We start from the raw sequence: 10,965 nt of genomic DNA, 5'->3' as shown, positions 1-10,965 counted from the left end.
GGCCGCGGTGGTGCGCCGCCTCAAGCCGGGCAGCCCGCTGCTGGGCACGCCCCTGGTGCCGGTGGTCTACCGCATCAACATGCGCGACCCCAACAGCCTGTTCCTGACCCAGGCCTTCCGCATGCGCAATCGCGATCTCGTCTACGTCTCCAACGCCCCCTTCACCGAGGTTCAGAAGGTCCTCTCCGTCTTCTCCACCGTCACCGCGCCGGTCTCGGCCGGCGCTTCCCTCTACGCGACCACCCGGTAAGGTGGCGCTGCGGGCATCTGGCATCGCCGCCTGACGCCCGCGCCGAAGCTCCCTCTTGCGTTCTCGTGCAGCATCGCGCACGGGTCGCACAGGCCCGGTTCGATGCCGGAAGGCAACGGGTCGTGGACCCGGTGCACGCCGAACCTTGGCGGCAGGCCGATCCGCCTCTATCTTTCAGCGAGGTCGACCGAGGCGTGAGACGGGGCGGGATGAGGTTCAGACGCGCGGCCCGGCGCTTCGGGCTTGCGGGCGGCTTGGCTGGCAGCCTGTTCCTCGTCGCCGGCTCGATGGTCGGAGCCACCCCGGCCCGGGCCGACGTGGTTATTGGCGTCGCCGTTCCGCGCTCCGGCGCCTACGTTGCGGTCGGCGAACAGGTCCTGCGCGGTGTCCAGGCCGCGGCCCGCGATGCCAATGCCAAGGGCGGCCTTGATGGCCAGACCATCGTTCTCGACGTGCAGGACGATGCCTGCGACTCCAACAAGGCCGTGGCGGTGGCCAACCACTACGCCACCCAGGGGGTGCGCCTCGTGGTCGGCCACGTCTGTTCGAACGCGTCGCTTGCCGCCTCTGAGGTCTATGCCGCCAACGGCACGCTGATGATCACCGCGGCCTCCGTCGCCGCCAAGCTCACCGACCGGGGTCTGCCGACGATCTTCCGCGTGTGCGGGCGCGATGACGATCAGGCCAAGCTCTCGGCCACCGTCCTCGCCGAGCGGTTCCGCGACAAGAAGATCGCCATTCTCAACGACCTGACGCCCGGCTCGCGCAACCTCGCCGCCGCCACCAAGGAAAACCTCAATCGCATCGGCATCAACGAGGCCATCGCCACTGCCTTCGCGGCGGGCGATGCCGATGATGCCGCCCTCGCCGATCGCCTGAAAGAGGCCGGGATCGCTGTCGCGTATTACGGCGGGGATGCCCGCGAGATGGGGCGTCTCGTGCGGATTTCGGCCGAGCGTGGCTTCAAGCCGCAATGGTTCGGGACTTCCGCCATCGCCACCCAGGAATTCGCCACCATCGCGGGGCCAGCGAGCAACGGCGTGCTGATGACCTTCTATCTCGACCCGCGCCGGAAGCCCGAGGCCGCTGCCGTGGTCGCGGCCTTCAAGGCCGAAGGTGTCGAGCCCGAGGGATCGACGATCTATGGCTACGCCGCGCTGCAGGCCCTCGTGGCGGCCGGCAATTTTGCCCACACGACCGACTCGAAGCGGATCGCCGCCACCCTGCACGTGGAGCGCTTCGACCTCGTCCTCGGTTCGGTCGGTTTCGACAGCAAGGGCGACGTCACCGCCCAGGGATACGTCCTCTACGTCTGGAACGACGGCACCTTCACGTACGCCAAATAGTGTTCACGGACATCAGCTCGTGTCCGCTGGCGTGATTGATGGCGTCGAAACGTCCCTGTGAGGATGCCATTTGGGTCGGCGGGAACTGACATTCTGACGTTTCGGGATCGTTTCCGGCCTTTCATCGGTTCGTGAACGGCGAATCTTCAGGCCATCGCTCGGCCTGGACGCGCCGCGACGGGACGATTCGAGAACTTTCAGCGAGACGTCATGCCTCCATCCTCCGCAGGTCCCTCCACCGGGCGCCGTGCTCTCCTCTCCGCAGGGCTTAGCGGCGCGGCATCCCTCCTGGGGGCGCCTGCGCGCGCCGAGGCTGCGCCGGAACTGCGCTGGCGTCTCGCCTGCGCGTTTCAGAAGAATCTCGATATCTTGTTCGGTGCGACGGAAATGCTGGCCCGGCTCGTCAGCGAGGCCACCGACGGGCGCTTCCAGATCCAACCCTCGGGGCCCGGCGAGCCCATACCTGCCGAAGGGGTCCTCGACGCGGTGAGCGCGGGTACGGTCGAGATGGGCTACGCGTCGGCGACCCTGGGGGCGTCCAAGGACCCGACCTTCGCCCTCGCCACCGCCCTGCCCTTCGGCCTCAACGCGCGCGGCCAGGGCGCCTGGTGGCTCCAGGGTGGAGCCGCCGACCTGTTCGGCGAGATCTTCGCCAAGCACGGTCTGGTGGCTCTGCCGGCCGGCAACACCGGTGCGCAGATGGGCGGATGGTTCCGCCGCGAGGTGAAGACGCTGGCGGATCTCCAGGGGCTGAAGCTGCGGATCGGTGGGCTTGGCGGCCAAGTGTTGGTCAAGCTCGGTGTCGTGCCGCAGACCACGCCGGGGTCGGACCTCTACGCCGCCCTGGAAGCCAAAACGATCGATGCGGCCGAGTGGATCGGACCCTACGATGACGAGAAGCTCGGACTGCAGAAGGTGGCCCCGACCTACCATTATCCCGGTTTCTGGGAAGGGGCGTCGATGCTTCACCTCTGGTTCAACGCCGAGGCGTGGAAGGGACTGCCGAAGGCGTACCGCGCCATCCTGCAGGCTGCCTCCGCCCAGGTCTATGCCGACGTGCAGGCGAAGTACGACGCGCGCAATCCGCGGGCCCTGCGTCGCCTCGTGGCCGGCGGTGCGCAGTTGCGTCCCTTCCCCCAGGACGTGATGGAGGCAGCCCTGAAGGCCGCCAACGACGTCTATGGCGACATCGGCGCCAAGAATGCCGACTTCAAGCGGATCTACGAGGCAATGAAGGTGTTCCGGAACGAGGAATATCTCTGGTTCCAGGTGGCGGAATACACCTACGACAACTTCATGATCCGGGCGCGCGCCCGTGGGTGACGGGGGCGCGACAGAAAAAAGGCCGCTCCGAAGAGCGGCCCGAAGTCTAGGGAGGAAACGCCCAAGGAGGGCAGCGGGACCGCGACGCCATCGCGTTCCCGCAATGCACAATCTGATCCTCCTGTGGAGAATTGCAAGGTGAATAGGGCAGCACTCGTGTCTCTTTTCGCGAGGCGCGATCGGTTGCTCCATTTCTGTATCCAAAATGTCGCATCTGAGCAGCCGCAAATGCTCGCTTCCTGGATCGGGTACGATCTGAAGTGAAGACACGATAACAGGTTGTTCGAATTCAGCTTTCGTCGTTCCGTCTGTTCTTCTCCGTAGAACGGCCCTCCGCGCGAGTGGGCCTTTCTGCCTCCGGCGCCGGATGAACTTGGCGCTCGATCTTTCAGCATGATTCGGAAATGGGTGTCGGCCGATGGCGATACAGGCGGGACGGGTTCGAATTCTCAACGATGTCGAGCCCCGCGGCGACGGGCGCTACGTGCTCTATCTGCTGCAACAGGCAAACCGCGCCCACCACAACCCGGCTCTGGAATGGGCCGTCGAGGAGGGGAACCGGCTCGGTCTTCCCGTGCTCGCCTGCTTCGGACTGCTCGACGGCGCCAATGGGTTTCCCGAGGCCAATGCCCGGCACTACGCCTTCCTGCTCCAGGGTCTCGCCGATGCGGCCTTGGGCTTCGAGGCACGCGGCATCGGCTTCTGCCTGCGCAAGGCCTCGCCCGCCGCGATCGCCATTGGCCTCGCGAAGCAGGCGGCCGTTCTGGTTCTGGACCGGGGTTATCTCGCCATCCAGAAGCGCTGGTACGATGAGATCGCCGCCGCCGTCGAGACCCGAGTCGTACAGGTGGAGGGTGACGTGGTCGTCCCCGTGGACGTCGTCTCGAGCAAGCACGAATACGCGGCCCGCACCTTGCGCCCGAAGCTGCACAAGCATCTCGACGACTACGTGGCGCCCCTCGCTGCCCGCACGGTGAAGCACAGGGCCGGGGCGGGTCTGCCCCGTTCCGAGGTCGACATCGCCGATCCCGACGCGGTGCTGGCGGGCATGAGCCTCGACCGCGTGGTGGGTCCGGTGCGCCGCTTCACCGGTGGCGAGACCGAGGCCCGCCGGCGGCTCGCGGCCTATCTCGACGGCCCGTTCGCGCAGTACGGAAGCGACCGCAACCGCCCGGAAGCCGGGGCGGCCTCGCACATGAGCCCCTACCTGCATTTCGGGCAGATCTCACCCGTCGAGATCGTGCTGGCGGTGCGCGCGGCGAAGACCGGCGGCCGAGAGGACAAGACGGCCTATGTCGAGGAGGTCGTGGTCCGTCGCGAACTGGCGATGAATCACGTCCATCATACGGAGGGCTACGACGACTATGCCCGCGCCGTCCCCGAATGGGCCCGGAAGGTGCTGGCCGAGCACGCGGCTGACCCGCGTCCCAGGACCTATACCGAGACGGAACTCGCCGAGGGCAAAACGCACGACGTCTACTGGAATGCGGCTCAGGCCGAGATGCGCGAGACCGGCTACATGCACAACCATCTGCGCATGTATTGGGGCAAGAAGATCCTCGAATGGTCGCCCTCACCCGAGGAGGGCTTCGCCCGCACATTGCGACTCAACAACCGCTACTTCCTCGACGGCCGCGACGCGAATTCCTTCACCAACGTCGCCTGGGTCTACGGCCTGCACGATCGGCCCTGGGCCCGCCGCAAGATCTTCGGGACCGTGCGATACCAGAGCGAGAATTCTCTTCGGAAGTTCGACGCCAAGGCGTATCTCAAGACCGTCGAGGCCCTCTGTCGGGCGGAGGCGGAGGGAAAGGACGAGCACGCGAAGGTACAGCCCTTGCCTGAGCGCTCCGCTCGCCGCGCCAAGGGCTCGTCCTGAGCCTCGCCGTCCGTCCTCGTTTCACTTCCGGGACCGAATGCTCCGAATTCCGACCCCCCGGCGCGCAAAGCTCCGGCGCGCCAAACTCATTCGCGGAAAGGTCCTGCCTGCCAAGGTCCTGGCTGCCAAAGTCCTGCCTGCCAAACTCCTGCCCGGGATGCAGCGGTTGCGTGGCGCGACGCAGGACGCCTTCGGGGTGTGGCGCCATCGACTGCTGTTCCTTGCCGGCGGCGTCGGCGTCGGGCTGGCGGCGGTGCTCATGGCCTGGCTGGCCGATGCGGCCCAGGGAGGCTTTCGGCAGGTGCTGGCGCTCTCGCCGCTGGTGGCCCTCGGCCTCACCCCGCTCGGCTTCGCGCTCTGTGCCTGGCTCGCCCGCGACGTGTTTCCGAACGCGCAGGGGTCGGGCATCCCGCAGGTGATCGCTGCGCGCCAGACCCGGCAGGTCGCCCTGCGCCGCTCCCTTGTCTCGCTCAAGGTCGCGATCGGCAAGATCGTGGTGATGAGCCTCGGGCTGCTGTTCGGTGCCTCCACCGGGCGCGAGGGCCCGACGGTGCAGGTCGGGGCCGCGATCATGGCGGCGGCCGGTCACCTGACGCCGGAGCGGGTTCCGGGCCTGATCCTGGCGGGTGGCGCGGCCGGCGTTGCGGCTGCCTTCAACACGCCGCTCGCCGGCATCGTCTTCGGCATCGAGGAACTCGGCCGGGCTTACGAGGCGCGCACCGGCGGACTCATCGTCGCCGCCATCGTGGCGGCGGGGCTGACCGCCATGGCGCTCACCGGCAACTACACCTACTTCGGCACCTCCGACGCCGCCTTGCCCTTCAGTCCGGGCTGGATCGCCATCCCGGTGATCGGCGCTCTCGGCGGCCTTGCCGGCGGTGGGTTCGCCCGCATCGTCATCCTGTTCGCGCGCGGCCTGCCGGGACGCCTTGGGGCGGCCATCGCCAGACACCCGATCGCCTTCGCGGCGGCCTGCGGCCTCGGAGTCGCCCTGTGCGGCCTCATCTCGGGCGGCGCGGTCTACGGCACCGGCTACGAGGAGGCCCGCGCCCTCCTGCACGGCACCGCGGCGAGCCACGTCGATTTCGCCCCGCTGAAGTTCCTGGCGACCCTGTTCTCGGCGATCAGCGGTATACCCGGCGGGCTGTTCGCCCCCTCCCTCAGCATCGGGGCCGGCCTCGGCGCCGCCTTCCAGGGGTGGTTCTCGGGGGTGCCGGTGGCTGCCCTCGTCCTGATCGGCATGGTCGCCTACCTCACCGGGGCTCTGCAGGCGCCGATCACCGCCTTCGTCATCGTCACCGAGATGACCCAGGACCATGCCCTGATGATCCCCCTCATGGTGGCGGCTCTGATCGCCGACGCGGTCTCGAAGGCAGTCTGCCGCGAGGGACTCTACCACGCCCTGGCGCACATCCTTCTCGAGCGGCACGGCACGGAGGGGCGCCCGAGCGCGCCCGCATCTCCGATGCCGTCGTAAAACAGCCGAGCTTGGGCGGAACGCTTGCGGCTCAGGGCGGTTATCGCTCGGTTTCGCGAGCTGGAGTATTGCGCATGACCCTTTTGAAATGGGCCCTCATCTGTTTCGTGATCTCCCTGCTCGCGGGTGGTCTCGGCTTCACCGGCATTGCCTCGGGCGCCGGCTCCCTGGCCCGCATCCTGTTCGGTCTGTTCCTGGTGGTGGCCATCATCATCGTGATCGTCGCCTTCGCCATCGGGCAGGCGGTGTTCTAGTCCGTACGCGCCGATGCCGGACCGGATCGCTCTCGTCACCGGTGCCACCTCCGGCATCGGCACCGAAACGGCGCTCGGCCTCGCCCGGGCTGGGTACCGGGTCGGCATCGTCGGCCGGGACGCCGGGCGCGTCCGTGAGACCATCAAGCGGTTTCGCGAAGAGGTATCGCGTGGAGAGGTCGACGGCTTCACGGCCGACCTCTCGTCCCAATCCGAGATCCGTCGCCTCGCAGCGGAGGTCCGGGTAAGGTACCCGCGCCTCGACGTGCTCGTGAACAATGCCGGTGCGATCTTCGACCGCTACGCCGTGACAGAAGATGGCATCGAGCGCACCTGGGCGCTCGATCATCTCGCCTACATGCAGCTCAGCCTCGAACTTCTGGATCTTCTGAAGGTCAGTGCGCCGGCCCGCATCGTCAATGTCGCCTCGGCGGCGCATCGGCGCGGTCGCATCGCCTTCGATGACATCGGCCATACCCAAGGCTACAGCCCTATCACGGTCTATTCCCAAGCCAAGCTCGGCAATGTGCTGTTCAGTGCCGCCCTCGTGCGCCGTCTGGCCGGGACCGGTGTCACCAGCAACGCCCTGCATCCCGGCGTCATCGCCAGCGGGTTCGCCGCGGGGACCGGCGGCTGGTTCGGCCTCGGCTGGCGCCTGATCCGGCCTTTCATGGCCGATCCGGCTTCAGGAGCCGCGACGTCCATCCATGTCGCGACCGCACCGGAGACGGCGGACACGACGGGGCTCTACTTCGTTCGCAGCCAACCGGTGGCGACCTCCGCCCGGGGCCGGGACGTGGCGTTGCAGGAACGGGTCTGGGCTATGAGCCTGAGCCAGCTCGGCCGGTCGGACATTGGCCCTGGAGCGACCTGTTAGCGCAAGGGATGCGGATTTCATGCACTGCACGCATAGCCGCTCCCTCAAGGAGACAATTGCATGGTGCGGTGCGGGATGGCATGTGGTGGCCATGCACCGCGGCGATGGCGTCGCCGCGGTGTGCCCTTCTTGGGCGTTTCCTCCCTAGACTTCGGGCCGCTCCCTCACCGGGGCGGCCTTTTTTCTGTCCAGGCGATGGCGGTTTATCCTTCGGATGCCGCGGAGACAAGCACAATTGTGCGAAAGCGCACGTCATGCCGCACACATTATCCTGCGCAGGCGCCCGGGGGCGCCGGCGCAAGGCGGTTCATCAAGCCGCCGGTGCTTCGGGCAGGAAGGCTCCTGTCAGCGCCGTGGCGATCAACGCCCGGGTCTCGGTGACGCCGTAGAGGGCGATGAACGAGCCAAAGCGTGGGCCGCGTGCCTCTCCGAACAGCACGTTATAGATCGTGCTAAACCAAGCCTGCGATACGCCGGGGCGCCCATCCGGGCTCTTGGCCTTGCCCGACAGGTCGGGGAAATGTCGGCGGCCGACCTCGTAGACCACCCCCTGCAGCCCCTCCGGATCACCCGAACCCCCATGTGCGGCCAGCGTCTCGGAGAGGTCCTCCAGGGCGGCCCGTTCCGCGTCTGTCGCGGCCCGGTAGGTCTTGGCCGGTCGCACCAGATCCCGGAAATACGCGAGCGCATGGCCGACGAGTCGGTTCAGCACCGGGTGGGTCTCGGGGCCCACCTCCGGGTCGTAGCGGCGGATGAAGCCCCAGAGCACGGCCGGATCCTCGGTGTTGGCCACCGCCGCGAGGTTCAGCAGCATGGCGAAGTTCAGGGCGCCGCCCTTGCCCACGGCCTCGGCCGCTGGCGGATGGCCGCCATGCAGGTGCCAAACCGGGTTGCCGAGCTTCTGGGCCGCCCCCTGGGCCGGATACTTTTCCAGGAAGCCGAGGTAGTCGTCGACCTGACGTGGGATCATCTCCACGAACAGACGCTTGGCCTCGCGGGGCTTGTTGTACATGAACAGTGCAAGGCTGTCGGCGGTGCCGTAGACCAGCCAGTCGTCGATCGAGAGGCCGTTGCCCTTCGACTTCGAGATTTTCTTGCCGTCCTTGTCGAGGAAAAGCTCGTAGTTGAAGCCCTCCGGCGGTTCGCCGCCCAGCGCTCGGGCGATCTCGCCCGAAAGCTTCACCGAATCGATGAGGTCCTTGCCGGCCATCTCGTAGTCGATGCCGAGCGCCATCCAGCGCATGGCCCAGTCGGGCTTCCACTGCAGCTTGGCATGCCCGCCGGTCACCGGGGTCTCGTAGGCCTCGCCCGTCTTCGGGTCACGCCACACCAGGGTGCCGGCGTTCACCCGCACTTCGTCGATGGCCACCTGCATCACCTCGCCCGTCACCGGGTGGATGGGCAGGAACGGGGAGTAGCTCGCTGAGCGTTCGGCCCGCAGCGACGGCAACATGATCGCCATCACGGCCTCGTAGCGCTCCAGCACCGTCATCAACGCCGCATCGAACAGACCGGCCTTGTAGCATTCGGTCGCCGAGCGGAATTCATAGTCGAAGCCGAAGGCGTCGAGGAAGCGGCGCAACTCGGCGTTGTTGTGTGCGCCGAAGCTGTCATGAGTGCCGAACGGGTCGGGCACGCGGGTCAGCGGCTGATTCAGGGCGCCGATCAGCATCTCCTTGTTCGGCACGTTGTCCGGCACTTTGCGAAGGCCGTCCATGTCGTCCGAAAACGCGATCAGCCGCGTCGGTACGCTGTCCTGGGTGAGCACCCGGAAGGCGTGCCGGACCATGGAGGTCCGTGCCACCTCGCCGAAGGTGCCGATATGCGGCAGGCCCGACGGCCCGTAGCCGGTCTCGAACAGGATTTCGGATTTCGGACGACGCTCCAGCCGCGCCACGAGCTTGCGCGCCTCCTCGAAGGGCCAGGCGGCGGCGGTGGCCGCCGCCGCGATGAGATCCGGGTCGAGGTGGAACGGGGACGACATGAGACAGCGTCAGTTCTGCAAGGATGATCAGGAAGGTCGGCACCGTAGGGAGGGTGACCCGGAGGGTCAACGCGGAGTGGTCTCGCGACGCGCAGGGTTCTGGTCGCGCCGAGGCCGGCGCTTTCGATCCGACTCAGCCTCGCCGCATCTATGTCGCGCGTCGCGGGCGGACACAGGGCGACTCAGGTCTTGGTCGCGGATCTGCGTCGGTAGCCGAGCCTAACGATCCTAACGAGCCTAACGATCTTGGCGATCCTGGCTCCGTCTCGACGGCGGGTCGGCTTCACACCTTTGCCGCGTCGACCTGCGAAACGTCGTCTCGCATCACGATGCGCTCAGGCTGCCCAGCCCCCAAGGCTTTATGACGTCGAACCCCCGATCCGCGATCGCCCGTCCGCATATGCGGATGAACGGCGCCCCCGAAATTCGTGCCACGCGCCTGCTGTTCCTCATCGTGGGGTTCGGGGTTGCGGCCTGGGCGCCTCTGGTCCCCCTCGTGAAGGCCGGGGCCGGCCTGGACGACGCGACCCTCGGGCTGCTTCTCCTCTGTCTCGGCATCGGCTCCCTCGCCACGATGCCGATGGCGGGCGCTCTCGCACAAAGCTTCGGTGTCCGCCCGGTTCTGACGCTCGCCGTCGTCACCACCGGTTCGGCGCTGTTGGCGTTGTCCCGCGCCACCGATCTCGCGGTCCTCGCCGTCGCCTTGATTGGGCTCGGGATCGGGCTCGGCCTGCTCGATTGCCTGATGAATCTTCAAGCGGTGGTGGTGGAGCGCCGCGCCGGGCGGCCGATGATGTCGGGCTTCCACGGGCTCTACAGCCTCGGCTGCATCGTGGGCGCCGCCGGCTTCGGCGCCCTCTTGAGCCTCGGCCTGACACCGCCGGCCGCGACTCTGGCGGTGGTCGCCGGCATCGCGGTTGCCTTCCTTGCCGCCCTGCCGGGACTTCTGCCCAGCGAAGGCGGATCACGCGGCCCGGCCTTCGCGGTGCCGCGCGGCCAGGTGCTGGTGATCGGCCTCCTGTGCTTCGTGGTCTTTCTCACGGAGGGGTCGGCCTTGGACTGGAGCGGCATCTTCCTGATCCAGGAGCGGGGCCTTGCGCCAGCCCAGGCCGGCCTCGGCTACGCGGCCTTCTCGTTGACCATGACCCTCGGCCGGCTTACCGGCGACGGTCTCGTGCACCGGCTCGGCCGCCGCCGAATCGTGGTCCTGGGCGCCCTGCTGGCAGCCGCCGGGCTCGTCCTGGTGACGACCGTGCCGCTCTGGCCGGTGACGCTCCTGGGCTATGTCCTAGTGGGGGCGGGGTGCGCCAACATCGTGCCGGTGCTGTTCACCGCCGCCGGGCGGCAAGCCTCGATGCCCGCCGCCCTGGCGATTCCCGCTGTGACCACCCTGGGCTATGCCGGCGTGCTCGCCGGCCCGGCCGCCATCGGAATCCTGGCCCACGCGACCAGCCTGACCTGGGCTTTCCTCGCGGTAGCCGTCCTCCTCCTCGGCGTCGCGTCCGGGGCGGGGCGGCTGCGCGACTGAGGCTCACGGACGAGGCGCGAAGAGTATTGCAATCGGCCTTCGCGGCG

Annotated in this window: 8 protein-coding genes and 1 pseudogene; 8 read left to right on the top strand and 1 reads right to left on the bottom strand. The window is 67.7% G+C overall.

Annotated features, from left to right (window positions below):
• The 7 genes and pseudogenes from ASF60_RS08265 to ASF60_RS08235 form a co-directional block, all read left to right on the top strand.
• Positions 1 to 250 (top strand): annotated as a pseudogene (locus ASF60_RS08265) (polysaccharide biosynthesis/export family protein); the annotation flags it as partial.
• Positions 251 to 537: 287 nt separating this feature from the next.
• A complete protein-coding gene (locus ASF60_RS08260) occupies positions 538 to 1,596 on the top strand; it encodes a branched-chain amino acid ABC transporter substrate-binding protein (protein WP_244477060.1) in 1,059 nt (352 codons plus the stop codon).
• 210 nt (positions 1,597 to 1,806) lie between these two features.
• Positions 1,807 to 2,919, top strand: coding sequence for a TRAP transporter substrate-binding protein (locus tag ASF60_RS08255; RefSeq protein ID WP_056183229.1), 1,113 nt, complete (start codon positions 1,807 to 1,809; stop codon positions 2,917 to 2,919).
• 418 nt (positions 2,920 to 3,337) lie between these two features.
• The gene (locus ASF60_RS08250) at positions 3,338 to 4,798 is read left to right on the top strand and encodes a deoxyribodipyrimidine photo-lyase (protein ID WP_082507817.1); all 1,461 of its coding nucleotides are present in this window, start codon (positions 3,338 to 3,340) and stop codon (positions 4,796 to 4,798) included.
• Positions 4,799 to 4,955: 157 nt separating this feature from the next.
• Positions 4,956 to 6,275, top strand: a complete 1,320-nt coding sequence (locus tag ASF60_RS08245) for a chloride channel protein (protein ID WP_056183285.1) — start codon at positions 4,956 to 4,958, stop codon at positions 6,273 to 6,275.
• A gap of 74 nt (positions 6,276 to 6,349) precedes the next feature.
• Entirely contained in the window at positions 6,350 to 6,529 is a 180-nt protein-coding gene (locus ASF60_RS08240) for a DUF1328 domain-containing protein (RefSeq protein WP_056183226.1), read from the top strand.
• 13 nt (positions 6,530 to 6,542) lie between these two features.
• Positions 6,543 to 7,406, top strand: coding sequence for an SDR family NAD(P)-dependent oxidoreductase (locus tag ASF60_RS08235; RefSeq protein WP_056183222.1), 864 nt, complete (start codon positions 6,543 to 6,545; stop codon positions 7,404 to 7,406).
• A 310-nt stretch (positions 7,407 to 7,716) separates the two neighbouring features.
• On the opposite strand, the gene ASF60_RS08230 is transcribed toward ASF60_RS08235, so the two are convergent.
• Entirely contained in the window at positions 7,717 to 9,390 is a 1,674-nt protein-coding gene (locus tag ASF60_RS08230; protein WP_056183219.1) for a lysine--tRNA ligase, read from the bottom strand.
• A 406-nt stretch (positions 9,391 to 9,796) separates the two neighbouring features.
• On the opposite strand from ASF60_RS08230, the gene ASF60_RS08225 reads away from it, so the two are divergent.
• The gene (locus ASF60_RS08225; RefSeq protein ID WP_244478370.1) at positions 9,797 to 10,918 is read left to right on the top strand and encodes an MFS transporter; all 1,122 of its coding nucleotides are present in this window, start codon (positions 9,797 to 9,799) and stop codon (positions 10,916 to 10,918) included.
• Positions 10,919 to 10,965: the final 47 nt, after the last annotated feature.

The sequence above is a fragment of the Methylobacterium sp. Leaf113 genome, assembly GCF_001423325.1.
Lineage (GTDB): Bacteria > Pseudomonadota > Alphaproteobacteria > Rhizobiales > Beijerinckiaceae > Methylobacterium.
The sequence above is the reverse complement of the archived record's forward strand: the minus strand, read 5'-3'. Positions and strand labels throughout refer to the sequence as shown.